25 protein-coding genes are annotated in these 25,745 nt (G+C 41.4%); 3 read left to right on the top strand and 22 right to left on the bottom strand.

Translation table 11 applies throughout. The features are described from left to right. The first annotated feature begins 151 nt into the window (after positions 1-151). Both QM419_RS00430 and QM419_RS00425 read left to right on the top strand, forming a co-directional pair. Positions 152-1,606, top strand: coding sequence for a sucrose-6-phosphate hydrolase (locus QM419_RS00430; RefSeq protein ID WP_414277524.1), 1,455 nt, complete (start codon positions 152-154; stop codon positions 1,604-1,606). Then, entirely contained in the window at positions 1,587-2,552 is a 966-nt protein-coding gene (locus QM419_RS00425; RefSeq protein ID WP_414277523.1) for a LacI family DNA-binding transcriptional regulator, read from the top strand. The genes QM419_RS00430 and QM419_RS00425 overlap by 20 nt, the downstream gene beginning before the upstream one ends. A 151-nt stretch (positions 2,553-2,703) precedes the next feature. On the opposite strand, the gene QM419_RS00420 is transcribed toward QM419_RS00425, so the two are convergent. The 22 genes from QM419_RS00420 to QM419_RS00315 all read right to left on the bottom strand — a co-directional run bounded on the left by QM419_RS00420 (position 2,704) and on the right by QM419_RS00315 (position 24,384). Next, complete coding sequence (locus QM419_RS00420) at positions 2,704-3,978, bottom strand: hydroxymethylglutaryl-CoA reductase, degradative (protein WP_006149798.1); 1,275 nt, start codon at positions 3,976-3,978, stop codon at positions 2,704-2,706. A gap of 5 nt (positions 3,979-3,983) precedes the next feature. Beyond that, positions 3,984-5,150, bottom strand: coding sequence for a hydroxymethylglutaryl-CoA synthase (locus QM419_RS00415; protein WP_414277522.1), 1,167 nt, complete (start codon positions 5,148-5,150; stop codon positions 3,984-3,986). Between the two features lie 162 nt (positions 5,151-5,312). After that, positions 5,313-5,762, bottom strand: coding sequence for a threonine/serine exporter family protein (locus QM419_RS00410; RefSeq protein ID WP_414277521.1), 450 nt, complete (start codon positions 5,760-5,762; stop codon positions 5,313-5,315). A gap of 1 nt (position 5,763) precedes the next feature. After that, positions 5,764-6,522, bottom strand: a complete 759-nt coding sequence (locus QM419_RS00405; RefSeq protein WP_414277520.1) for a threonine/serine exporter family protein — start codon at positions 6,520-6,522, stop codon at positions 5,764-5,766. 86 nt (positions 6,523-6,608) lie between these two features. After that, positions 6,609-8,486, bottom strand: coding sequence for a Stk1 family PASTA domain-containing Ser/Thr kinase (gene pknB / locus QM419_RS00400; RefSeq protein WP_281137856.1), 1,878 nt, complete (start codon positions 8,484-8,486; stop codon positions 6,609-6,611). Further along, positions 8,483-9,220: a Stp1/IreP family PP2C-type Ser/Thr phosphatase gene (locus QM419_RS00395; protein ID WP_036759242.1), complete on the bottom strand. Its 738-nt coding sequence runs from the start codon at positions 9,218-9,220 to the stop codon at positions 8,483-8,485. The genes pknB and QM419_RS00395 overlap by 4 nt, the downstream gene beginning before the upstream one ends. 15 nt (positions 9,221-9,235) lie before the next feature. Then, the gene (gene rsmB / locus QM419_RS00390) at positions 9,236-10,549 is read right to left on the bottom strand and encodes a 16S rRNA (cytosine(967)-C(5))-methyltransferase RsmB (protein ID WP_414277519.1); all 1,314 of its coding nucleotides are present in this window, start codon (positions 10,547-10,549) and stop codon (positions 9,236-9,238) included. After that, positions 10,542-11,477: a methionyl-tRNA formyltransferase gene (gene fmt, locus QM419_RS00385; RefSeq protein ID WP_414277518.1), complete on the bottom strand. Its 936-nt coding sequence runs from the start codon at positions 11,475-11,477 to the stop codon at positions 10,542-10,544. Before fmt ends, rsmB begins: the two co-directional genes overlap by 8 nt. An 11-nt stretch (positions 11,478-11,488) precedes the next feature. Continuing rightward, on the bottom strand, positions 11,489-13,885 hold the full coding sequence (locus QM419_RS00380) for a primosomal protein N' (protein WP_414277517.1): 2,397 nt from the start codon (positions 13,883-13,885) through the stop codon (positions 11,489-11,491). 84 nt (positions 13,886-13,969) lie between these two features. Continuing rightward, a complete protein-coding gene (gene rpoZ / locus QM419_RS00375; RefSeq protein WP_004251389.1) occupies positions 13,970-14,284 on the bottom strand; it encodes a DNA-directed RNA polymerase subunit omega in 315 nt (104 codons plus the stop codon). 24 nt (positions 14,285-14,308) lie between these two features. Then, the gene (gene gmk / locus QM419_RS00370) at positions 14,309-14,935 is read right to left on the bottom strand and encodes a guanylate kinase (RefSeq protein ID WP_000775049.1); all 627 of its coding nucleotides are present in this window, start codon (positions 14,933-14,935) and stop codon (positions 14,309-14,311) included. Positions 14,936-15,070: 135 nt separating this feature from the next. After that, positions 15,071-16,684, bottom strand: a complete 1,614-nt coding sequence (locus tag QM419_RS00365; protein ID WP_414258778.1) for a ribonuclease Y — start codon at positions 16,682-16,684, stop codon at positions 15,071-15,073. 217 nt (positions 16,685-16,901) lie between these two features. After that, complete coding sequence (locus tag QM419_RS00360; RefSeq protein WP_414277516.1) at positions 16,902-17,999, bottom strand: nucleotidyltransferase; 1,098 nt, start codon at positions 17,997-17,999, stop codon at positions 16,902-16,904. A gap of 9 nt (positions 18,000-18,008) precedes the next feature. Further along, positions 18,009-18,749 (bottom strand): class I SAM-dependent DNA methyltransferase, encoded by a 741-nt coding sequence (locus QM419_RS00355; RefSeq protein ID WP_414277515.1) that lies wholly within the window; start codon positions 18,747-18,749, stop codon positions 18,009-18,011. Between the two features lie 312 nt (positions 18,750-19,061). Beyond that, on the bottom strand, positions 19,062-19,412 hold the full coding sequence (gene rsfS, locus QM419_RS00350) for a ribosome silencing factor (RefSeq protein WP_414277514.1): 351 nt from the start codon (positions 19,410-19,412) through the stop codon (positions 19,062-19,064). Next, positions 19,413-20,006, bottom strand: a complete 594-nt coding sequence (yqeK, locus tag QM419_RS00345) for a bis(5'-nucleosyl)-tetraphosphatase (symmetrical) YqeK (protein ID WP_414277513.1) — start codon at positions 20,004-20,006, stop codon at positions 19,413-19,415. It abuts the gene before it with no gap. Beyond that, entirely contained in the window at positions 20,006-20,635 is a 630-nt protein-coding gene (locus QM419_RS00340) for a nicotinate-nucleotide adenylyltransferase (RefSeq protein WP_414277512.1), read from the bottom strand. Before QM419_RS00340 ends, yqeK begins: the two co-directional genes overlap by 1 nt. 50 nt (positions 20,636-20,685) lie before the next feature. Beyond that, the gene (gene yhbY / locus QM419_RS00335; RefSeq protein WP_000060171.1) at positions 20,686-20,997 is read right to left on the bottom strand and encodes a ribosome assembly RNA-binding protein YhbY; all 312 of its coding nucleotides are present in this window, start codon (positions 20,995-20,997) and stop codon (positions 20,686-20,688) included. 210 nt (positions 20,998-21,207) lie between these two features. Continuing rightward, entirely contained in the window at positions 21,208-22,314 is a 1,107-nt protein-coding gene (gene yqeH, locus QM419_RS00330; protein WP_414277511.1) for a ribosome biogenesis GTPase YqeH, read from the bottom strand. Between the two features lie 2 nt (positions 22,315-22,316). Next, positions 22,317-22,844: a YqeG family HAD IIIA-type phosphatase gene (locus QM419_RS00325; protein ID WP_414277510.1), complete on the bottom strand. Its 528-nt coding sequence runs from the start codon at positions 22,842-22,844 to the stop codon at positions 22,317-22,319. A gap of 16 nt (positions 22,845-22,860) precedes the next feature. After that, positions 22,861-23,766: a magnesium transporter CorA family protein gene (locus tag QM419_RS00320; RefSeq protein ID WP_414277509.1), complete on the bottom strand. Its 906-nt coding sequence runs from the start codon at positions 23,764-23,766 to the stop codon at positions 22,861-22,863. A gap of 57 nt (positions 23,767-23,823) precedes the next feature. Then, entirely contained in the window at positions 23,824-24,384 is a 561-nt protein-coding gene (locus QM419_RS00315) for a mechanosensitive ion channel family protein (protein WP_414277508.1), read from the bottom strand. Positions 24,385-24,533: 149 nt separating this feature from the next. On the opposite strand from QM419_RS00315, the gene sstT reads away from it, so the two are divergent. Continuing rightward, positions 24,534-25,739 carry a serine/threonine transporter SstT gene (gene sstT, locus QM419_RS00310; protein WP_414277507.1) on the top strand — a complete coding sequence of 402 codons (1,206 nt, stop codon included), beginning with the start codon at positions 24,534-24,536 and terminating at the stop codon, positions 25,737-25,739. The last annotated feature ends 6 nt before the right edge of the window (positions 25,740-25,745 follow it).

Raw genomic sequence — 25,745 nt, 5'->3', positions numbered from 1 at the left:
AACTTTCATATTTTCATTGATTTTCATAAAATTCAGCTTCTATTTACTGTCAATCGTTTGACATTTTTTTCTTAATTTTATGATAAAAGACTTGCTTTTTTATAAGGAAACGTTTACTATAAAGATAGTAGAATTTATGGAGGGAATATAAATGGAATGGACTACCGAGCGTCGTTATAGACGCTATGAAGATTGGACACAAGAAGAAATAAAACAAATCAAAGAAAATATGTCGCAGTCACCATGGCATACAAGCTATCACATCGAACCCAAACAAGGTCTCCTAAACGATCCAAATGGCTTTTCTTATTTTGATGGCAAGTGGGTTGTCTTTTACCAAAACTTCCCCTTTGGTGCAGCTCATGGTTTAAAATCTTGGGTTCAGCTTGAAAGTGACGATTTGGTGCACTATAAAGAAACTGGTGTCAAGATTTTGCCTGATACCCCTCTTGATAGTCATGGTGCTTACTCAGGATCTGCTATGCAGTTTGGCGATCAACTGTTCTTATTTTATACAGGAAATGTTCGTGACGAAAATTGGGTACGTCACCCTTATCAAATCGGTGCTTTGATGGATAAGGATGGAAAAATCGAAAAGATTGATAAAATCTTGATTGATCAACCTGCTGATGCTACTGACCACTTCCGCGATCCACAGATTTTTAACTTTAAAGGACAATACTACGCGATCGTTGGTGGACAAGACTTGGAGAAAAAAGGGTTTGTCCGTCTCTACAAAGCTGTCGAAAATGATTATACAAACTGGCAAGAAGTGGGCGATTTAGACTTCAACAATGACCGCACTGCCTATATGATGGAGTGCCCAAATCTAGTCTTTGTTGGGGAGCAGCCAGTCCTTCTCTACTGCCCGCAAGGCTTGGATAAAAAGGTTCTTGACTATGACAACATCTACCCAAATATGTATAAAATCGGTGCTTCCTTTGACCCAGAAAATGCTCGTATGGTAGATGTTTCTGAACTTCACAATCTTGATCATGGTTTTGAAGCCTATGCTACTCAAGCTTTTAACGCTCCTGATGGACGTGCTCTTGCTGTTAGTTGGCTTGGTTTGCCAGATGTGTCTTATCCATCTGATCGCTTTGATCACCAAGGAACTTTCTCATTAGTCAAAGAACTTACCATTAAAGATGGCAAACTCTATCAGTATCCTGTAGCTGCTATCAAAGAACTCCGTGCTTCAGAAGAGGAATTTTCAAATCGCTCGGAAACCAAAAACACTTACGAACTTGAGCTTAACTTAGAGGCTAATAGTCAAAGTGAAATCGTCCTTCTTGCAGATAAAGACGGCAAAGGACTCTCGATCAACTTTGATCTTGTCAATGGCCAAGTTACCGTTGACCGCAGTCAGGCGGGTGAGCAATACGCTCAAGAATTTGGAACTACTCGCTCATGTCCAATTGATAATCAAGCTACTACCGTAAATATCTTCATCGACAATTCAGTCTTTGAAATTTTCATTAATAAAGGAGAAAAAGTATTTTCTGGTCGTGTCTTCCCACATGAGAACCAAAATGGAATCCTCATAAAATCTGGAAACCCAACTGGAACTTACTACGAATTAGAATATGGTCGCAAAACTAACTGATGTCGCAAAATTAGCTGGCGTCAGCCCTACTACCGTTTCACGTGTCATCAACAAAAAGGGTTATCTTTCAGAAAAAACCATTCAAAAGGTTAATGATGCTATGCGTGAGCTGGGCTATAAACCCAATAACTTAGCTCGAAGTCTTCAAGGAAAATCAGCCAAGTTAATCGGTTTGATTTTCCCAAAAATCAGCCATGTTTTCTATGCAGAGTTAATTGACAAATTAGAACACGAACTCTTCAAAAAAGGCTACAAGACGATCATCTGCAATAGTGAGCACGATTCGGAAAAAGAACGTGAGTATCTTGAAATGCTAGAAGCCAACCAAGTGGATGGAATCATCTCTGGTAGTCATAACTTGGGAATTGAAGACTACAATCGCGTCACAGCACCAATCATCTCTTTTGACCGTAACCTATCACCGGACATTCCTGTCGTTTCCTCTGATAACTATGCTGGTGGGGTTCTAGCTGCTGAAACCTTGGCTAAAACTGGAGCTAAGTCTGTTATTATGATTACAGGTAATGACAACTCCAATTCACCAACTGGACTTCGTCATGCAGGCTTTGCTTCTATCTTCCCTAAAGCTCCCATTATTAATATTTCCAGTGACTTTTCACCCCTCCGCAAGGAAATGGAAATCAAAACTATCCTAACCAAACAAAAACCAGATGCTATTTTCGCCTCGGATGATTTGACAGCCATCTTGGTGATGAAGATCGCTCAGGAACTTGGTATTTCTGTTCCAGAACAACTTAAGGTTATTGGATACGACGGAACTTATTTTATCGAGAATTTCTATCCTCACCTTACTACCATTAAACAACCCTTGGAAGAAATTGCTCGCCTGACAGTTGATTTACTACTCCAAAAAATCGAGGGGAAAGAAGTTGCTACGACTGGTTATTTCTTACCAGTTAGTCTCTTACCAGGTAAAAGTATTTAATACTCTTAGAAAATCTCTTCAAACCACGTCAGCTTCCATCTACAACCTCAAAACAGTGTTTTGAGCAACCTGCGGCTAGCTTCCTAGTTTGTGCTTTTATTTTCATTGAGTATAAACAAAAAAACTCAGACTTGATTAGTCTGAGTTTTTCTTATGATCTTAAGTTTTTCAAAAGAGTTTGTGCTTTTTCTAGATTAAAAATTTTTTCAGCAATCAAGCTTTCTACCAACTTAGGCACTTCTGCCTCAGTCGCACCTGCTAAAAGCGCTAACGATTTTGCCTGAAGTTTCATGTGTCCATGCTGAATCCCTGTGCTGACAAGAGCTTTAAGAGCTGCAAAGTTTTGTGCAAGACCAATCGAAACGATAATTTGAGCCAATTCTTTGGCAGATGGATGACCTAGCAACTCATGGCTGAGCACGACTCGAGGATTGAGACCAATTGATCCACCCTTGGTAGCAACCGGCATCGGCATGGTCATCTCTCCAATTAGCTCTTCACTTTCCAGATCTATCCTCCAACGACTGAGACCTCGATAGGCGCCATCATGGCTCGCATAGGCATGCGCTCCCGCTTCAATAGCACGCCAATCATTTCCAGTAGCAATCAAGAGAGCATCGATGCCATTAAAGATACCCTTGTTATGAGTGGCTGCTCGATAAGGATCTGCTTGGGCAAACTGACTGGCTAATACCATTTTTTCTGACAGTTCACGCGCTTCATCCTTCTGGCGACTCAAATAACGAAAGGCAATCCGACAAGTTGCTGTTACTAACGAATCTGTGGCATAGTTGGATAGGATCCCCATTAAGCTTTGTCCTTGACTGATAGCCTCTAGACTAGGTTTTAAAGCTTCAAGCATGGTATTGAGCATATTGGCGCCCATGGCTTCCTGAGTATCTACATGGAGATAAACTACTAAAAAGTCCGTCTCACCAGAAATTTTCTCAACCTTTAAATCACGAGCACCACCACCCCGTTTGACAATGGAGGGATAGGCTTGGTTTGCTTGTTCGAGTAGCTCTGCTTTTTGACTCAGAATAGCCCGACAAGCTTTATCCCTATCTGGAACCTGATAAAGAGCTACCTGACCAATCATTTGGCGTTGATGAACCTGAGCAGTAAAACCACCCGCACGTTTGATAATCTTACTAGCAAAACTAGCTGCAGCAACTACAGATGGTTCTTCGGTCACATAGGGAACTGTGTATTCTTGACCATTTACCAGAACTTCTGGAACGATTGAGTATGGAAGCGAGAAGGTTCCTACCACATTTTCACTCAATTGGTTAGCTACTGCTAGACTGAGATTTTCATTCTGTTCAAGACTTTCTTGGGCTTCGATAGAAGTAAGCGCCTGAGACTTAACGAACTCTAGACGCTCTTGAATTGATTTTTTAGCAAATCCATTCCAATTTTTTTTCATTATTTTTAAACCTTGCTGTAGCGACGTTGGTGGTCTACAATCTCAACAAGGGCATAGTCTTGCCCTTCATAACCTGACATCGTTGCAGATCCAGACTCATCCAATTTCGCTTCTTCAAAGAACATTCGTTCATAATCAGCTACGCTCAATGCTTGACGTTGGTCTAGCAACTCTAAGCGATTATTCTGCAATTGTTTTTCATAGCCTTCAACTAATTCCACACTAAAGAACTCAGATACAGCACCACTACCATAGCTGTAGAGGGCAATCTTATCTCCAGCTTTCAGGCTATCAGAATTTTCAAGAAGAGACAAGAGACCTAAGAAGAGTGAACCAGTATAAATGTTCCCAACTTTTTGGCTATAAATAATAGATTCATCAAAGTGCTTTTGAAGCAAGTCCTTCTTCTCTTGAGGCAAGGATTTGTCGAGAATTTTCTTCAAACCCTTGAGAGCTAGCTTCGGATAAGGTAAGTGGAAACATACAGCCTCAAAATCGTCCAAGTTACAGTTATAACGCTTTTTATACTCTTCCCAAGTCGTTTTTAAACTATCAAGATATTGTTGCGTTGAGTAAACCCCATTTACAAATGGTGTTGTCGAATAGTTTGGACGCCAAAAGTCCATGATGTCACGAGTTTGTGCAACATTATCATTGTTGAAAATCATCACACGTGGATTTTGGCTAATCAACATAGCAACACATCCTGCACCTTGAGTTGGTTCTCCAGGAGTTTCGACACCATATCTTGCAATATCACTAGCAAGCACCAGAACCTTTGATTTAGGAGAATTTTCTACATGTAACTTAGCATAGTGAAGAGCCGCAGTTGCACCATAGCAAGCTTCCTTGATTTCAAAACTACGAGCAAAAGGTTGAATTCCAAGTAAACCGTGTACAAAGACAGCTGCAGCTTTACTCTGGTCAATCCCAGACTCTGTCGCTACGATAACCATATCAATCTCTTGCTTCTCTTCTTCAGTCAGGATAGAATTCCCTGCACTAGCAGCCAAGGTAACAATATCCTCTGTTAAAGGAGCGATACTCAATTCTTTTAAAAGGAGTCCTTTACTCAATTTTTCAGGATCAATTCCTCGGGTTTCTGCTAAATCTTGTAATTTCAAAACGTATTGACTGGTCGCAAAACCAATCTTATCAATACCGATTGTCATATTTACCTCTATTTTTATCATTCATTGTAAAAATTCGTTCACCTCTATTTTATCACAATTGAAGTCAAATGAGCGAAAAAAGACTTGATTCCCCAAATCAAGTTCATTTCCATCGGAGTATCCATATTCTTTCAGCCACTCTACCCACGAAAAAATCGAGTCTTAGCTAGCTCGATTCTTTTTGAGATAGTAATACAACTTGAGTATGACTGTCCCACTTGCCATTCCTATTGAAATAACAAGGGCCAACATCATCACCAACATTGCACTGGCAATGGCGTTTCTATAGTCGCCTGTCACAAAAAACGAAGTCGTTCGATAAGAGAGATAACCCGGTACCAGCGGAGCCAAGATTGCCAAAGCAAACACAACGGCTGGTGTTTTGTAGAGAATACTCATAATCTGGCTGATACAAGAACCAATTACAGCGGCAATAAAGGTAGCCAAAATAACATTAGTTGGCTCCTTGAGTATTAGATAGAGCAGCCAGATTGACATACCCAAAACTCCACCAGGAATAAGCATGGAACGTTGGACGTTTAAAACGATTAAAAAAGTGATAATAGCTAGCAGACTAGCTAGAGCCTGCAATAAAAATGTTGTTACAGTCATATTAGTTCATGAGTACGAGGGCGACAGAGGTGCCTGCCCCTAAGGCAAGGGTAACCAGCAAAGATTCAAACATCTTGCTCATACCAGAGTTAATGTGATTGGTCATGATATCTCGAACAGCATTAGTCAGGGCAATTCCAGGTACAAATGGCATGACCGCACCTGCAATGACCAAATCAGCTGTAGAAGGCAATCCAGAATAGCGCGCCCAAAATTGTGCAATCAAACCAAAGACAAGGGCACCAGCAAAAGCTGTCATAAAGGGAATACGGATAAATTTTTCTACGTAAAGAGAACAGGTGAAAGCAAATATGGTTGCCACTCCTGCACCAATGGCATCGTAGACATTCCCCCCGAACATGATCGAGAAGAAGGGAGCACTAAGGGTCGCTGCAGCAGTTAGCTGAACATTGGTGTAGGGAGATGCCTTAGCATTTAATTGCTTAAGTTGAATAAAGGCTGTCTCCAAATCAAGCCGCCCTGATACAAGCTGCCGTGAAATCTGATTGACATCACACACCTTCTCAATATTATAAGCAGAGGAGGTTACTCGTTTCATTCGAGAGATATTTGTATTTTCAATGGAGAAAAAAATAGCTGCAGGCATGGCCAAAACATTACAATCCATGATGCCTTGTGAATGAGCAATTCGAATCATGGTGTCTTCGACACGATAGATTTCAGATCCATTGCGAAGCAGAATTGTTCCTGCTAACATAATGACATCAATGACTGCATTCAGTTTTTTTGATTCGTCCATGTTCCCCTCCTTTTTAAACTCTTTTTATTTTATCATAAATTTTAAGGAAAAAAAATCTTTGTCACAAAAACTGTGACAAAGATTGATTAGTTCTCACCATTATGGTTCTCTGAAGGAACATTAGATGATGGAGCTGTAGTAGTCTGTGGTTCTCTAATCTGTGGTGTTGTCTCTCCACGATATGGATTTCCTTGTGAAGGATTTGTTGTCGTTGTTGTTGTTTTCGGTTTGTAGATAGAAATCTTGATACGAGTTGTATTCAAATCTACACCTTCACCTGGTTTTGGACTCTGACTAACCACAGTATCCTCAATAGTCCCTTCTGGTGCTGTAGAAACCTCTACCACTTCAATATTCGCCTCTTTAACACCGACTATCTGAATCAAATTATTCTTGGTAAATTCAAGGCTTGATCCAATATAACTTGGCATAGGAACGCTAGTTATCTTCTTGGCTACTGTCAAGGTAATCTCTGTCGCCTTACTAAGATCATAAGTGGTTCCTTCTGGCAAGCTCTGTTTCATAACAAGACCTGCCTCTGTTTCACTTGATTCTTCTTCTACAACCTTGATGAGATTTTCAGGAACTTTTTTCCCTTTCAACTCTGCAATGACGTCTGTAGAATTGCGTCCAATATAATTTCCAATCTTAAATGATTGCTGACCTGAAGAGATAATGAGATTGACTTTAATACCTTCTTTACGAGACGAACCAGCATCTGGATCCGTTCGAATCACTCGGCCTTCTTCTACCGTATCACTAGCTTCAGACTTTTCCTCGCCAATTTCAAAATTAGCTTTTTTAAGTTTTTCCTTAGCTTCTGCTACAGTTTGTCCTGCAACATTTGGAATTTCAACAGTTGCTGGTGTTTTGGATACTATCCAAAAGAGAGAAGCCAAAACAAGTATAAAGCTAGCCAAAAGCACTAAATACCTCGCTTTAAAACGACGCTTCTTGACTGGTTTTGCAACAGTTTCTTTACTAGTTGCCTTTTGAGTCGGCTTTTGGCTCTGAGGACTTTCTTCCTTTGGTTGCACTTTAGGAATCGCTGTTAAAGTAGATTGTGAAATTTTCGGTAAGGTTTTTGTGTCAACTTTACTTGTATCTTCAAATACCAGCTTTGGTTCATTTCGACGGTTATAAGAAAGACTGCTCAATAAGTCAACATACATCTCTGAGACAGTTTGATAACGGTCTGTCAACTTTTTAGCTGTCGCTTTTATAACAACGTTTTCCAAGGATTGTGGTACTGATGGGTTTTCTGCAATGACCGAAGGAAGTGGTTTTTGGAAATGCTGAAGTGCAATCGTAACAGCACTATCTCCATCATATGGAATATGACCCGTTAACATTTCAAAGAAAATAATTCCCATTGCATAAATATCACTCTGTATGGTCGCCTTAGAACCACGCGCCTGCTCAGGTGATAGATAGTGAACAGAACCCAACATGGAGTTGGTCTGTGTCAAACTGGTTTCTGCAAAGGCCACTGCAATCCCAAAGTCAGTAACTTTTGCGGTTCCATCAGGAGTCAAGAGTATATTTTGAGGTTTTAAATCACGGTGAATAATCCCCTTTGCATGCGCCAAACGCATAGCCAAGAGAATTTGACCCATGATACGAACAGCTTCCTCGTTTGATAGAGGGTAGTGTTCTTTGATATAACGTTTGAGGTCAAGCCCAGCTACATATTCCATAGCTAGATATTGTTGACCGTCTTCTTCACCGATATCCGTAATTCGAACGATATGAGGATGATCTAGGTCCGCCATCGCACGTGCTTCACGCTGAAAACGTGCAACAGCGATTGGATCCGTTTGGTAGTTGGTCCTCAGGACCTTCACCGCTACCTCTTCCCCATCCAGAATCAAATCTTTGGCCAGGTAGACATCTGCCATCCCGCCACGGCCAATTTGTTTGATAATCCGATATCGTCCGGCAAATATCTTGCCGATCTGGATCATTTTGATTCCTCCTCAATCGCAATCAAGGCAACAGTAATGTTATCAAGCCCTCCGGCATTGTTTGCAAAACGTACTAAGGTTGCCGCCTTGTCTTCAAGTGAAATATCACTTGTCACGATGTCATAGATTTCACTTCCTGAAATCATATTCGTGAGACCATCACTGTTCATAACGATATAGTCACCAGGTTCCAAGCTCACAATTCCTAAATCAGGTTGAATCTCATCTTTTTGTCCAATAGACTGGGTGATGATATTTTTTTGCGGATGCGCTTCAGCTTCTTCAGGTGTTAATTGACCTGCCTTGAGTAACTCATTGACTAATGAATGATCACTCGTTAATTGGTGGTACTCTTCTCCACGAACCAAGCCGATACGAGAATCACCAATATGAGCATAGATGGCTTGGTTATCAATGATTGCAAGGGCTTCTAGAGTTGTACCCATACCTTTATATGCTTCATCACGCCCCAATTGATAAATCTTTTGATTTTCAATTTCTAGGTGTTCTGCAAACCATTCACGAACTTCATTCACGGTATCGATCTGAGTATCTACCCAGGCAACACCTAAATCCGTTACTGCCATCTCACTGGCAATATTACCTGCTCGGTGTCCTCCCATCCCGTCAGCCAAGATAATCATCGTACGACCGGCACGGTTGACAAAAAGATTAACATAGTCTTGATTATTTGTACGTTTCTGACCCACATCTGTTAATAATGAAATCTCCATTGTGTCAGTTCCTTCCTAATTGGATATCTTACGAAATTGGCTGATAAAGAATCCATCACTTCCATATAATTCTGGAGTGATGAGGATGCAGCCATCTTTTAGGATATCCTTGCATTCGTGTTCTAGTTTAACCTGCTCGAACTCTGGATGACTTTCTAAAAATGCTTGAACCACTTGAAAGTTCTCCTCAGAGACAATAGTGCAGGTACTATAAGTTATTATACCACCTTTACGTAGCGTTTGACAAACACTACCTAATATTTCCAACTGAATTTCCTGTAATGACGCGAAATCAGCAGTGTCTTTGTTGTATTTGATATCTGGTTTCCGACGCAATAGACCAATTCCTGAGCAAGGGGCATCAACAAGAATCTTATCAAATTGATCCTTACCAAAAAACTCGTGAACCTTTCGGGCATCCAATTTTTGTGTTTGAACACGGTCTGCTACGCCTAAACGCTGGGCATTCTCTTGAATCAAAGTGAGTTTATGATCATAGAGATCCAGAGCTGTTACCTGACCTGTCGTGAGATAAGAGGCCATATGGGCTGTTTTCCCACCTGGAGCTGCACAAGCATCCAAAACCTGCTCCTCTCCTTGTAAATCAAGAGTTGGAGCAACCAGTTGACTAGACTCATCCTGAATGGTAATAGCACCTTCAGCAAACAAGTCATGACCAGCAAAATGCCCCTGCTCTTTAACCAGACCAGAAGCTGATAAAGCAGAATCACTTGCATCAAGCAGAGCTTTAATTTCCTCTTTTCGGCTCAAATCTGTCACCCGGATACTGGCTTTATTGCGTTGCAAAAGACTTTCAAAAATCGCTTGCGCTCGCTCTTCTCCATACTCTTCCTTGAGCTTAGAAACTAACCACACTGGCAAAGAGTAGGCGATAGAATCACGCTTGTTCTTACGCTTGATACTAGCAATATCTGGCAAACCTTCTCGCAAGATACGGCGAAGGACTGCATTGACCAATTTTTCGCTACCTTTTTTACGAAGTTTAGCAATTTCTACCGCTTCATTGACCACTGCATGATCAGGAAGCTTATCCAAGTATTGGAGTTGATAGACGCTCATGAGAAGCAAAACATAGAGCCAGCTGTCTAGCTTGTCTCTATCTTCAATAAAGTGAGACAAATACCATTCTAAAGTCAGTTTACGAGCTACGGTTCCATAAACAAGCTCTGTCACCAAACCTTTGTCAGTTACTGACAGTTGACTTCCCTTGAGGTGTTTATTTAAGGCGATATTGGAGTAGGCTTGATTGGCAAAGACATCCTCTAGCACCTTTAAGGCTAAGTTTCTAGCCGTTTCTACTTTAGTCACCAAATCGTTCTCCTACAGCCAAACTTCGTCCAACACCGTTGAGGAAGGAAGCAATGTCCATTTTAGGTTTTCCTGCTGGTTGAACCTGTTTGAGAGATAGAGCTCCTTCTGCCGTTGCGACAATCAATTCTTTCTTACCGATGGAGAGTATCTCACCCGGATTCCCCTGACCTTCTACAGGCAAAGCTTCATAGATTTTGAAGCGTTCTCCCTTGAGGAAGGTATGAGCAACTGGCCATGGATTCATCCCACGGATTTGGTTGAAAAGTTGACGGTTGGTCTTGTTCCAGTCCAATTTTTCTTCCTCTGGTTTAATATTTGGTGAGAAAGTTACTTGGTTTGGATCTTGCGGTTGAGGCTGAATTTCACCAGCTATATAATCAGGTAGAGTATCCAAAAGCAAATCACGCCCAACAATGGCCAATTTTTCGAACAAGGTACCAACATTGTCCTCGTCAGTAATGGGAATACTGCGACGAGAAATCATGTCCCCTGCATCCATTTCCTTGACCATTTCCATAATGGTTACTCCTGCTTCTTCATCACCTTGAATCAAGGCATAATGGATAGGAGCTCCACCACGGTGCTTTGGAAGAAGCGAAGCATGAACGTTGACTGCAAAATCCATGCTATCAAGGAGTTTACTTGGGAGAAATTGTCCAAAAGCTGCAGTCACAATCCCGTCAGCTCCCAAATTCATGATAGCTTCCATTTCTGGACTACCTGATAATTTTTCTGGTTGGTAGATAGGTAGGCCTGCCTCTTTGGCAGCTTGTTTCACTGGGGTTTCTTGGATGACTTTTTTACGCCCAACTGCGCGATCTGGTTGTGTTACAACAGCTACAATCTCGTAGCGGTCATCTGACAAAAGCCCCTTTAAAACAGTTGCTGAAAAATTGGGAGTTCCCATAAAGATTAGTTTTGTCATCTTTTCTCCTTCTATAAAAATTGTTGCGGTTCGTGGTCAATACTGAGACGAAGTTCGCTATTTTCACGTTCTTGAGTTAGGGCTAAGACCTGATTAAGGGTAGAAGCCAACTCATCTTCTAAACGGTATTTAATCAAAATTTGGTAATGATAGAGGTTATGAGTACGAGCGATAGGTTTTGGCGTCGGACCTAGAATTACACTAGCATCCGATAAACCTGACCGCAAAATCTCCATGACTTGATAAGCACGTCTAAGAACCTCTTCTTCTTTTTTATGAGATAAGGTGATTCCAATAGTAAAATAATAAGGTGGATAACCCAACTGACGTCTGATGCCCATTTCATAGGCATAGAAACCTTCGTAGTCCTGGTCCTTGGCAAATCGTATAGCATAGTGCTGAGGATTATAGGACTGAATCAAAACCTGTCCAGCCTTTTCAGCACGACCGGCGCGACCTGCCACCTGGGTCAAGAGTTGGAAGGTTCTCTCAGAAGAACGGAAATCAGGCAGGTTCAAGGCTGTGTCCGCATTGAGAACACCAACCAAGGTCACATTTGGAAAATCCAAGCCCTTGGCAATCATCTGGGTTCCTAGCAATATGTCCGCCTCACCATTGCCAAATTGTTCAAGTAAAGCTTGGTGACTTCCCTTTTTACGAGTTGTATCCACATCCATGCGTAGAATGCGTGCCTCTGGAAAGAGTTCCGCTAGCTCATCATAAGCCTTCTGTGTCCCCGTTCCATAATAGCGAATGCTACGACTCTGACAGTTTGGACAGACATGAGGGATCTCCTTAGAAAAACCACAATAATGACAATTCATAGTCTTAGTATCCATATGCAGCGTCAAGGAAATATCACAGTTTGGACAGGTATCCACGGTCCCACATTCCCGGCACATGACAAAGCTAGAATAACCACGACGATTGAGCATGAGAACAACCTGCTCTTTTTTATCCAATCGATCTTGAATAGCCTCAATTAGTGGTGGTGTAAAGTTAGATGTTTCATTTTGCCCGATATAGTCCCGAAAGTCAATCACTTGAACTTCAGGAATACTGGCTAAAGGATTGGCCCTTTGCGTCAGGCGGAGATGTTGATAAACACCCTTGCCAGCACGCGCACGGCTTTCTAGACTCGGTGTTGCAGAACCAAGGACTAGAGCAGCTTGATTGTGCTGAGCTCTTAAAATGGCCACATCTCTAGCATGATAACGAGGATTGCTGTCTTGCTTGTAGCTGGCCTCGTGCTCCTCATCGATAATGATTACCCCTAGATTTTTCAAAGGTGCAAAAATGGCAGACCTAGCACCAACAACTACCTGGGCTTCTCCTCGCTCCACCTTGCGCCATTCGTCATACTTTTCACCATTGGATAAACCTGAATGGAGAATGGCTACTTTATCACCAAAACGAGCAATGAAACGCTCTGTCATTTGAGGTGTCAAAGAGATTTCTGGGACTAAAACGATAGCTGTTTTCCCCATATCCAAGGCTCCTTGGATAATCTGCAAGTAAACCTCCGTTTTCCCACTTCCTGTGATTCCTTGTAGAAGAAATGGAGGATGTTCTTTCCCAATCGCTCCAACAACCGCCTCACAGGCTTCTTTTTGTTCTGGATTTAACTCTAAAGATTGGCTAGATTCAATTCCTTCAAAGTAGGCAGCTGAACGTTGGACTTCCTTTTGCACGATGGTGATAGCACCATGTTCCACAAAGAAGTTAACTTGTTCGCGTGAGTAATGTTCTAACAAAGTAGCCAAAGGGGTACTTTCTGGATGTGCTACTAAATAATCTCGCAGTTCCAATTTCTTCTTGGCACGGTTTGAGATTTCTAGCTTTTCTAGTTTGTCACGATTCACTTCAACCCAAGACTGCGTCTTAACTTTCTTCTGGTCTACAGCCTGATACTCTAGCTTCAAGAGCCCTTTTCGGGTCAAACGCATCATCTCAGCTTGCTTTTCTAGGTCGAGAGATGAAAATGCTAAAGACTCCTGCATACCAAACAAACGATGTCTGTCTTCTTGACTCAAGCCTTCCAGAGGATAGAGGATCTTATCATAGCTAGAGTTCAAAAACCCAGGAAGCATAGCTTTTAGAATAGAAATTTTGTATGAAAAAACTGACTTACGTAGTTCTTCAGCTAGCCAGAGTTGTTCCTCCGTTAAAACAGGAGAAAAATCCAGCACCTCAGCAATCTCTTTCAAGTCATCGTCTGCCACTTCCTCATCATTTTCTTGTTCAATTCCAAGAACTATCCCTTGAATCAAGCGATTGGCCTTTCCAAAGGGAACGTGGACTCGCATGCCGACTTCCAACATATCTTTAAATTCTTCAGGAATCTTGTAACTATAGGGTTGGTCCGTCTGCATCAAGGGAACATCGACAATGATTTTTGCAATAGCCATATCCTCACCTCCTTCTCTTCTTAAATCGTTCCAATTGATTGAGTATTCTTGCAATAGAAAAAATAAGATTGAGTCCCCCCAACCTTAAATTTTTTCACCTTCTTCTTTTTCTTTCGCGATTTGCTCTTTGATTTTCTTTTCTTCTTCTTCTCTCAATCGTCTTTCTTCTTCGATACGACGACGAACAGCTTCTCGTTTTCCTTCTGGATCTGGGTGGATGGTTACATTCCCTGATTCAATTTCTTCCAAGGCACGAAGTGTAGATTTTTCAGATTTGAATTCTTGTGTTGGAGTTGCTCCAGCTTCTAATTCGTGAGCACGTTTTGCTTCCAAGATTACGAGTGAATATTTTGATGGAACCTTGTCAAGTAAGGTATCGATAGAGGGTTTAAGCATCATTTGTTTGTACCTGTTTTCTATAGTTTATCGAATAGTCGGAGACTTTGGTAGCATATCCTGATAGTGACCGATAACACGATCTACACGGAAATGTTCTGCTTCAATCACACGTTTGACACGTTCTGCGGCCAGAGGAACATGGTCATTGACAATAGCATAGTCATACTCACGCATCAAAGCAATTTCTTCTTTGGCTTTTTCGATACGCTGTGCGATCACTTCTGCACTATCTGTACCACGGCCTACGAGACGGTCTTGCAATTCTTCCAAATCTGGTGGTGTCAAAAAGATAAAGACTGCATCTGGAACTTTTTTCTTGACCTGGAGAGCCCCTTGTACTTCAATTTCAAGGAAGACATCGATTCCCTTATCAAGGGTTTCATTGACATAGGTCAGAGGAGTACCGTAGTAGTTACCCACATACTCTGCATACTCTAACATCTGTCCTTGACGGATCAATTCTTCAAATTCTTCACGCGTACGGAAGAAATAATCAACACCGTCTACTTCACCTGGACGTTGCGCCCGCGTTGTCATAGATACAGAATATTGGAATTGATTTTCAGAACTCTCAAAAATTTCTCGTCTAACCGTTCCTTTTCCAACTCCTGAAGGACCTGAAAAAACGATTAGTAAGCCACGGTCTGCCATGATGTCTCCTTTGGATAGTTTGTGAAATGACTTGAAAATTCATCAGAATTCACTATGTAAAGCCATTTCTGCTTACTACAATCTTTCTATCTAGTGTAACAAAAAAGCAGTAATTTTTCAACTGCTCTTTCTTATTTATTTTGCATAATCAACTGCACGAAGTTCACGAATCACGGTTACCTTGATATTTCCTGGGTAATCGAGATTACTTTCAATTTTCTCACGAACTTTGTGAGCTAAGATTGTGACCTTGTCGTCCTTGATTTGACCTGGGTTCACCATGATACGGATTTCACGACCGGCTTGAAGGGCAAAGCTATTTTGAACTCCTTCAAAGCTATTAGCGATTTCTTCCAAATCATGGAGACGTTTGATGTAGCTTTCAAGTGATTCGCTACGAGCTCCTGGACGGGCTGCACTTAAAGCATCCGCTGCAGCAACGATAACTGCGATTACACTTTCAGGCTCTACATCTCCGTGGTGACTAGCAATTGTATTGATCACAACTGGATGCTCCTTGTACTTACGAGCCAATTCTGTACCAATCTCAACGTGGCTGCCTTCTACCTCACGGTCAATAGCTTTCCCGATATCGTGGAGGAATCCTGCACGACGAGCAAGTGCGGCATTTTCACCAAGTTCGCTAGCCATGATACCAGCCAACTTAGCCACCTCAATCGAGTGACGCAAGACATTTTGTCCGTATGAAGTACGGAACTGTAAGCGACCCATGATCTTCATCAAGTCTGGGTGAAGGTTCGGTGCCCCGATTTCATAGGCTGCGGCTTCACCATATTCACGAATACGGTTATCAATTTCTTGACGGTTTTTCTCAACCAACTCTTCGATACGAGCTGGGTGAATACGTCCATCCTTGAGCAAGGTTTCCATCGTCATACGGGCAATCTCACGGCGGATAGGATCAAAACCTGACAAGGTTACCACTTCTGGCGTATCATCAATGATGACATCAACCCCTGTCAAACTTTCAAAGGTACGGATGTTACGCCCTTCACGACCAATGATACGACCTTTCATGGTATCATCAGGCAGATGAACTGTTGAGTTGGTAGACTCAGCTACATACTCACCAGCAATTCTCTGCATGGCTTGGGACAAGATATCCTTAGCAAGCTTATCTGAACGTTCCTTGACTTCTTGCTCTGCCTCACGAATGCGGCTAGCAATTTCCTTTGTCAAGTCTTCTTCTGTTTGGGCTAAGATAATATCTTTCGCCTCTGACTGTGTCAGACTTCCGACACGCTCAAGTTCAGCTTGCTTTTGCTTTTCAATTTCCTCTAGTTGCTCTTCACGTGCATCAAGGTTTTTTGCTCTATCAGAAATACTTTGTTCTTTTTGTTCAAGTGTTTTTTCTTTGTTCGTCAAATTATCGTCCTTACGGTCAAGGCTCGTAGCTCTCTCCGTCAAACGACTTTCGATTTGCTTGAGTTCTTGACGCTCCGACTTAAATTCAGCGTCCACTTCTTCGCGGTATTTTCTGGCTTCTTCTTTAGCCTCCAATAGTGCTTCTTTTTTAAGGGATTTGCTTTCGCTTTTAGCTTCATTGAGTAATAAATCCGCTTCGCGCTCAGCTTGTCCTCGTAAATTAGTTGCTTCTTGTTCAGCATTTAAAAGCATCAACTCTGCAGCCTCTTGTGATGATTTCATCTTGACTGAGATGCTGACATATCCAATGACTAAACCAATGATGACGGCAAAAACAACTATAACAATCGCCATAATTTCCATGTTTTTACCTCAATTTATTTGTTTATCTGAATGACATGCATTCTTATACATTTTACCACAAAAAAATATTTTTAACAAACCTTAAATGGAAGTTGTTTTAGTTATTTTTAGGAGCAATATCTTCATTTTCCTTAGTAAAATAAGCTTCTTAAACCTAACTATTTTATAAAAGAATTTTTTTGCAAAAAATAAGAAAAAAGTCCACCTCACAGTAGACTTAGTTTGTTTCTATTCTAATCGGCGCTCTTCCGAAATTCTGCTCAGCTATACTTGGGTGTCCTTGTTGGTAGATCTGGTCTGCCTTTTGGGTCATCGCATCCCAGGGTTCTTTGCCGATTCGACTAACTAAATGGACCTGCTCTTTCAGGGACTTGAGATGTTGTCTGCCTTTTTCGGTAAACCCAAGGACGTGAATACCTTCTGGCAAGTCACTTTCTCTGGCTTGCACCAAGATATAGGTCAAGAGGCGTCGCACACGCGCTTTTGTGTACCGTTTGGTAGCAACTACCCCGACCAATTCGTCAACAGACTTAGCTGTTTTAATGGCATCCTTGATCCGCACTGCCATTTCTTGATTGACCTGATAAATGTTAGTTAGGTCAGGATTTGACAAGATTTGATAGCGTAAGAGTGAAAAATAATCTTCCCAGCTCACCTTACTAGCATTTTCAAACAGCTCAACAGTTGGCATAAAGCGTTCTAAGAAATCTTGGTCTGATTGATGCTGACGGAGGGCTGTTGCAGATGCAAAGTCCACATCCTTGTCCACAGAATGGTATCCAGCTCCCTGACGTTGAATTGGATGAAGTTTGATATCTCTCCCAGCAACTGCCTTGGCATAAGCGAGAGCAAGGACATGATTGGGCGTATCACCAGAAAAATCAAGGCCTGCAAATTCCTTCCACATAGCTTGGGTTTTCTGAGGGTAGGAGAGGGAGTCAGGCAGTTTATCCACAAAATCTTCCATCTCTTGACCACGCTCTGCATATAAGTCAGCGATCTTTTGATAATCCAGAACTTCCTCTGTCCCAAAGGCTAGAGTATCAATTCCCAAACGAGCCAATATATATACTGCCCCTTGTCCAAAGAAATCCGCTGCTTGTACACTGACTAAAAAGGGCAATTCTATTACCAAGTCTGCTCCATTCTCCAGCGCCATCTGGGCCCGAGTCCACTTATCCACGATAGCAGGCTCTCCTCTCTGCATGAAATTCCCAGACATGGCCACGATTTTCAGCCCATCTGCCTGTTCCAGCAGGTATTTGTGGCCATTATGAAAAGGATTGAACTCTGCGATAATACCTGTAATGGTCATGATATTCTCCTATTTTTGTGCCACAAAAAACCAACGAGTACTGGTATCTGTAGGCTCCTTATCCTCAAAGTCTGCGTAGAGTTTGAAGGATTTGAAACCAGCCTGCTCCAGTAAAATATCATAGGTCAAAACTTCGTATGTACGCTCCTCATGCACCTCATCATGACGACTAAAGGAACCATCCGCTTCCTTGATAAAAAAGGTCAACTCATGCACGATAGAATGTGGAGCTTCGTCCTCGTAGGTATCCCAAAGCATAGCGAAGTCTTCCGCATTTTCATGATAAGAATAGCCTGGGAAGACATCATCAGTCTGGTAGGTCGAATGCACATCAAAGATAAAGACACCATCTTCATTGAGGGCATTATAAACTTCCTTAAAGACGTCTCCAACCTCCACTTCGTCCTGCATATAGCAGATAGAGTCAGAGTAGCAGGTCACAAAGTCGTATTTACCTGCCTTGGATAAATCCAGCATATTGCCTTCAATGAAATCAATCTTTTGCTTGGCTGAAGCTGCTCTCTTTTCAGCAATCTTCAACATATCCGAGCTTAAATCAAGCCCAGTCACATCAAAACCAGCTTGAGAAAAGCGAACGGACTGGATGCCTGTACCACAAGCCAGCTCCAAGAGTTTCTTTCTCTCCTTAGTCTTAGGCAAATGACGGAGGGAAAAATCCGTCCACTTGTCGTATAAACTATTATCCATGACTGCATCGTAAACAGCCGCAAAAGTTTCATAAGTAGCCATAATTAAGATACAAAGAGCGTTAAAAGCAAGGAGAAAATAGGAAACTTTCTGCTGTATCGTCAGATACAAAGAAAGTTTATCTTTTTCTCGCAGCTTTTAGCTCGTGTTCAGTTTCAAGATGAACAAAACACGACGCTCTTACCTTTCAATCAATTTTTCTAAAATAAGCAAATAAAACCCAGTTGACTGCAACTGAGTTCAATTGTAACGCTATAGTCTTTTCGTTTACTTTTAGTACTAGGCAACGAATTGCAGGCATAACTAAAGTTAGGCAAAATGAGTTAACGCCGTAATAAAAGATAAAGGAAGAGACTATAAAGTTTCTGAGAGGTCTACAGAGGCAGCCTCATGCCATAGTTTTTCTAGGTTATAGTGGGCACGCATTTCTTCTGAGAAGATATGCACTACGACACCACCGAGGTCAAGTAAGACCCAGCCACCAGCTGCATCGCCTTCAACATGGCTACCTTTAAAGCCTGCTTGAGCTACTTTTTCACGGATATTATCAGCGATAGCATCCAACTGACGGCTATTCATAGAGCTAGTGATAACAAAATAGTCTGTCACGCTGGTCAATTCTTGCACGTCAAGTGCGAGAATATCCTCCGCACGTTTCTCATCAGCCGCTTTCACGACTAGTTCTAGTAATTCTTTTTCGTTCATTTAGTCCTCTTTCAAATAGTGCACATAGGCGTTATAGGTTTCAAGGGTTTGGGGATAGATAGGCAATCTCTGATGAGCTAAATGCTCCACGGTATGAGCTGTCTCGTAAGCTACCGCCTTATTTAGTGATAGTTCAGCAATCTCACGCGCCTGGTCCACACCTGGAAAGGTACGATTGTGCTCGATATAGTCTGCGACGTAGATAACCTTGTCAAGGTCTGTCATCTGACTAGCTCCTACCGTATGGATTTCAATAGCACGTAGGATTTCAGGATCATGCAAATCCAAATCTTCCTGAATCTTGTAGATGCCAACCATACCATGCCAGACATTATTGCCCCAGTTTTTGAGGTCAGGATCTAGCTGATGACGGTCAATCAAGTCTAGAAATTCCTGGTCTGACAACTTTTTAGCATAGTCATGAAGGAGCCCTGCTAGACCTGCTTTCTCGGCATCCACTCCGAATCGCTCTGCTAATTCAATAGCTGCGCGCTCTACACCCAAACAATGGGTCAAACGTTTCTCGGGTAGAAGCTCTGCCATTTTTTTCAATAATTCCTCACGGGAACAGTTAATATAGTCCTGGTATGCCATTAGTAAAGTCCTTCTTTCTCGATATAGTCTAATACAGGCTTAGGTAGGAGAAAGTTAGGTGTGCGTCCTTGGGCAATGAAATCACGCACCATGCTGGATGAAATATCCATAAGAGGTACATCTACCCAGATAACTGGGTAAGAAGTCCCTGCCTTGTAACGTGGACGTTGAACCCCTACAAACTGAACTAGTTCCACCAACTCATCAATTCGATACCATTTAGGCAGATAGTCTACCATATCTGCACCGATAATGAAATAGTAATCTGTATCTGGATCCTTCTCTGTTAGAAGCTTCATGGTGTCGTAGGTGTAGGAAATACCCTTACGCTCTAGTTCTACGGTCTCAATAGCTAGACCTTCGATTCCATCAATCGCCAATTCTAACATCTTGAGGCGATGGTGTTCAGGAATGGTTTCCTTTTTATCTACGTGAGGTGGTTGGTATTCGGGCATGAGCAGAACCTGATCCAATCCCAACTGTTGGCGCACTTGATCTGCAACAATCAGATGGGCATTGTGAACAGGGTTAAAATTTCCACCCAAAATACCGACTTGTTTCCGTTTTTTATCCTTGATTTCTGGCTCTAACTCCACTTTTGTAAAGGGAGTTAATAATTCGATTGCCATAGGTTAATCTCCTTTACTCTTCTGTAAAAACAGTCTTGGGAGTATCGTTCTTAGATTTCTTTGACTTTTTTAGAAATCTTGCGATTTTCTTTCTTGCTTGATTGTTTATACAAAATCAAGATGCGTCCGATTTTTTGAACTGTGTCCACACCGATTTCTTCTTCCAAGATTTCAGCTACTTCGTGGATATTCTCATCTGTGTTTTGCAAGAGAGTAACCTTGATCAATTCACGGGCATCAAGTGCCTGACGAACACTGGTTTTGATTTGGTCGTTGAGGCCATTCTTCCCGATTTGGATGATGGGTTTGAGGGTATGTGCCTGGCTGTTGAGGAAGGCACGTTGTTTCGATGTTAATGACATATTTTCTTTAAAAGAGTTTTTTATACTTTTCTGAAGTGGTGACGGACGTCAGCAAAGTCCTTCGGACTTTCATGACTAAAATTTGAGCCTAAGGTCTCAAATTTTCCGCAGTTGGTACAATCACTTGTACCAACTAACACCACAGCGAAAAGTATCTTCTATGGGCTCGCCATGCTCACATTTATAAAGATAACTCTTTCCTTTCTGTGTTTAAATAATAGCTTTTCGTGTGACGACTGCGACGCCTTCTGGTGCCCAGACGGCGACTTTAGCAGTTCCTGTTACACGAATCCAGCCTAGTCCTGAAATAACTAGGTCTGTCTTGTCCTTGATAGTAAAGACATGTTGGACCAGTTTTGGAAAATCTTCTTTTTCCTTGCTATTTGGAGGTGTGAGAAGGGTTCCCAGGTGCTTGTCGTAAAAAACACTGGCCCCTTCAAGCTTGGTGCGGTGAAGTTTGAGTTCATTGTCAAAGAAAGCTGTGAAACCTTGCTTTTCTCCTGCAATAAAGTCAAAGCGTCCCAAGCCACCTAAAAACAGGGTTTGTTCAGGGTTTAGCTGATAGGTTTTGGGTTTGATTTCTTTTTTAGGACTGACATACTTGAGATTTTTAGCCGTCAAGTAGTGAGCCATCTGATGACGGTGTATAATCCCCGGTGTATCATAGATATAAGATCCGTCATCAAGCGGAATCTCAATCTTGTCCAAGGTTGTACCCGGGAATCGAGATGTCGTGATGACATTCTGATCACCTGTGATTTCCTGGATGATGGCATTGATAAGGGTTGATTTCCCAACATTGGTCACGCCGACCACATAGACGTCACGTCCCTTACGGTATTGCTCAATCTTGTCGATTACTTCTCTAATAGCATGCTTGTTTTGTGCTGAAGTCAGGACAACATCCACAGGACGAAGACCTTCTTCGTGAGCACGCTCCATTAGCCAGTGTGTTACCTTGCTGTCCTTAACAGACTTAGGCAAGATGTCTTTTTTATTTCCAACCAAGAGCACATCATTACCTGAGACAAAGCGTGGCAAACCTGGGATAACAGAGCCATTGAAGTCAAAAATATCAATGACATTGACCACCAAGGCATCACTGTCTCCTACCTCGTGCAAGAGTTTGAGGAAATCATCATCTGTCAACTGCACATCTGTAATTTCATTATAGTGACGAAGACGGAAACAACGCTGGCAATAAACTTCTCCAGTTTCCAAACCTTTTTCAAGTGCTGACTGAGGTGTAAAACCCAAACCAGTCTTATCTTCCGTCTGAATGGTTGCTCCACAACCAATACAGAGAATTTCTTCCATAGTTAAATTCCTTTTTTATAAGTAATAGGTCCGTACTTTTCAGTGATTTGCTTCATAACACGACGTTCACGAGCTCGGTTGATTTGCGTTTTGATGGAATCGTGCCGCACCAAGGGTTTAACCAAAATCGAGCGAATTCCTGCACGGTGAGCTGCACGAATGTCTGTCATGAGCTGGTCCCCAACCATGACCACTTCGTTTTTCTCATAGTGGAATTCTTTCATCGCTCGATCAATCCCGAAAGTGAAAGGCTTCAAAGCCCAGTAAACATAATCAATTCCAAATTTTTCAACTGCTCGTTGAACACGTTTCTTAGAATTGTTTGAGACTACGATAATGCGAATCCCTGCATCACGAAGGTCGTGCAACCATCGTTTCATCTCTGGAGTCCCGTCAGGGTTATTCCAAGCAATGAGAGTGTTATCTAAATCCACCAAAACAGCTTTGATCCCTTGGTTTTTCAGGCTTTGGACTGTCAAATCATAAACTGCTTCTACAGCAAAATCTGGCATGTAATTTTCAATCGCCATTCTGGCTCCTTCTCTTTTATTTTCTAGTAATTTTCTTCAGCCATTGAGATAAGGCTGCCCATAAAATCAAGCTAGCCATTAAGATATAAATCCAAGCATTTGGCTCTTCTGTAAATGGTAGAGGAACATTCATTCCGAAGAAACCTGTAATAACCGCAAGTACTGCTAGTAAGACGGAGATAATAGTCAAAACTGTCAAACTATCATTCAGGTTATTGTTTAGGATGTTGTTGTAAGAAGATGAGAGTTGTTGCAAGACTTGAGAAATCAAGTCTGTCATAGACACCAACTGATGGGCTTCAATCATTGCATCATCAAACTGCTCTCGTTCGACTTCATTAAATCTCCGATAAAGAGCATGGCCCTGGATATGTTCTAAGAGGAGTCGATTTTGTTTTGCCGCTGCTGTTAAGTAAACCATACCAGTCTCCAAGTCAGAGAGGGCGAAGAGATTTTTCTTTGTTGTTCTCTGACGAAGTAAGCTGTTGACTTCATCTTTACTCTTATCCATCTTTTCAATGATTGGATAATAGGCGTTACTAATGATTTCTAGACTAGCAAAAAGAAATTTGTAAATAGAAAGCAACTCATGGCTATCCAGATAAGCTAACATCTGATCAATGACATAAGCATTCTTATGGTTGCTGATGGTAATCATTCGTTTGTTTTCAACGATAAAAGTCATAGGAATAGCTTCATAGTATTCTTTGTCTTTCTCAAGGTCCAGAACATTATAGATAAAGGTCACAGTCCCATTTTCACGGTTATAGTCCATGTGGGCTCGTTCATTTCTATCCAGAGCATATTCGATGGTTTCCTTATCCAAACCATAGATTTCAGATAAATCTTCAAGATTTTTAATTTTTTCGATATCAAGATTTATCCAGGTACAACCATTTCCTAATTGTTTATCTAAAACCATCATTTCTCCTCTGTCAAACTCCCTCCATTATACCATAAATCAAGGGAAATTTCAGTTCTACTCTTCTCTTGAAAAATTGCTAACCACAGTGATATTACGGTTGGGGACAAAGTGAAGAGCCTGGTCTTCGCCTCTTAGTTGAGTAGTTCGAATTCCAACACTAACTACTTTCCCCGATACAGTAATAGGACCATTTGTCAAAACAACTTCATCTCCTACATCCAACTGGCGTTCAAAGAGAATAAAGAAACCATTGATAACATCTGATAAGAAGCCCTGCGCCCCCATACCAATTGCAACCCCAGCAATCCCAGCACCAGCTAGTAAACTTGATACAGGAAGTCCTAGGATAGACAAAATGCAGTAGACTAAAAAGAAATAAAGAGTGTAATTAAAAATATTTTCTAATAAACGAGAGATTGTCTTTTGTCTTCCTGCATCACGATTTGAATACTTAAGTGAAGGTTTCACAATTTTTTTGACAGCCGTATGGAGGAGCTTTTTAGCTATGTAAAATAGCACAAATAAAATCAAAAGAGAAATCACTTTCGTTAAGAGATTCTCAAATACCGTTGTTAAATCTAGCTTATTAAAATAACTTCTAAAAAATTCTTGCATGTAAAACTCCTTTCTAATTATTATACCACAAAACGATAGAGCTATGATATTTATAAATATGCGTTTTCATTATGTAAATTTACATTTTCGCTTGATTTTCAAGTATCTTTATACTATAATCGTTACTATTACTCAAAAAAGAGAAGTGTATGAGAAGAATCATTAACGCCTGGAATAAATCAAGTCTTATCAAACGAATCCTGATTGGAATACTTCTTGGAACTCTACTTGGATTACTTTTCCCAAATTTACCAAGAATTGGACTCCTAGGTGAGCTTTTTGTTGGTGGACTCAAGGCAATCGCGCCAATTCTAGTATTTTTCCTTGTTGCTAATGCTATTTCTCAACACCGAAAAGGAAAGACTACAAATATAAAAACTGTTATTCTCTTGTATTTGCTTGGAACCTTTGCAGCAACTCTGGTAGCAGTTTTCATGAGCTTTCTCTTTCCTATTCAGATTAGCTTAACAACTGCCACAACAACTGAAGTGACTTCCCCAAATGGTATTGGACAAGTTCTGAGCAATCTTCTATTAAAATTGGTTGACAATCCTCTAAACGCTATCATCCAAGCTAATTACATCGGTATCCTATCTTGGGCTATTGTCTTTGGAATTGCTATGAGAGAGGCTAGTAGTCACAGCAAAGATCTTTTGAAAACCATGTCGGATGTCGTTTCTAAGATTGTTGGCTGGATTATTAATTTAGCACCTTTTGGTATCCTCGGATTAGTCTTTCAAACTATTTCGGATCAGGGAATTGCCAGCCTAGCCAACTATGGTATTTTACTGGGACTTTTAATTGCAACTATGCTTATAGTGGCTCTAGTCATCAATCCACTGATTGCCTTTCTATTCATGAAGAGAAATCCCTATCCACTAGTTTTGAAATGTCTACGTGTCAGCGGTGTTACAGCATTCTTCACGCGTAGCTCTGCTGCGAATATCCCTGTTAATATGAAACTCTGTGAAGATCTCGGTCTTAATCCAGATACTTATACAGTTTCTATTCCACTAGGTTCAACCATCAATATGGCTGGTGCGGCAGTTACCATTAACGTTTTGACCTTAGCCACTGTTAATACTTTAGGAATTTCAGTTGATTTTGCAACTGCTTTTGTGCTCAGTATTGTCGCAGCTATCTCTGCCTGCGGAGCCTCTGGAATTGCTGGTGGCTCCCTTCTACTCATCCCTGTCGCCTGCAGTCTCTTTGGTATTAGCAACGATATTGCCATGCAAGTTGTTGCAGTCGGTTTTGTCATTGGTGTTGTCCAAGACTCTTGTGAAACAGCCCTCAATTCTTCGACAGATGTCCTCTTTACTGCAGTTGCAGAATATGCAAGTCGGAAGTCTTGACCTATT

It is taken from the genome of Streptococcus infantis, from assembly GCF_047464715.1.
Taxonomy (GTDB): Bacteria; Bacillota; Bacilli; order Lactobacillales; family Streptococcaceae; genus Streptococcus; species Streptococcus infantis_S.
The sequence above is the reverse complement of the archived record's forward strand: the minus strand, read 5'-3'. Positions and strand labels throughout refer to the sequence as shown.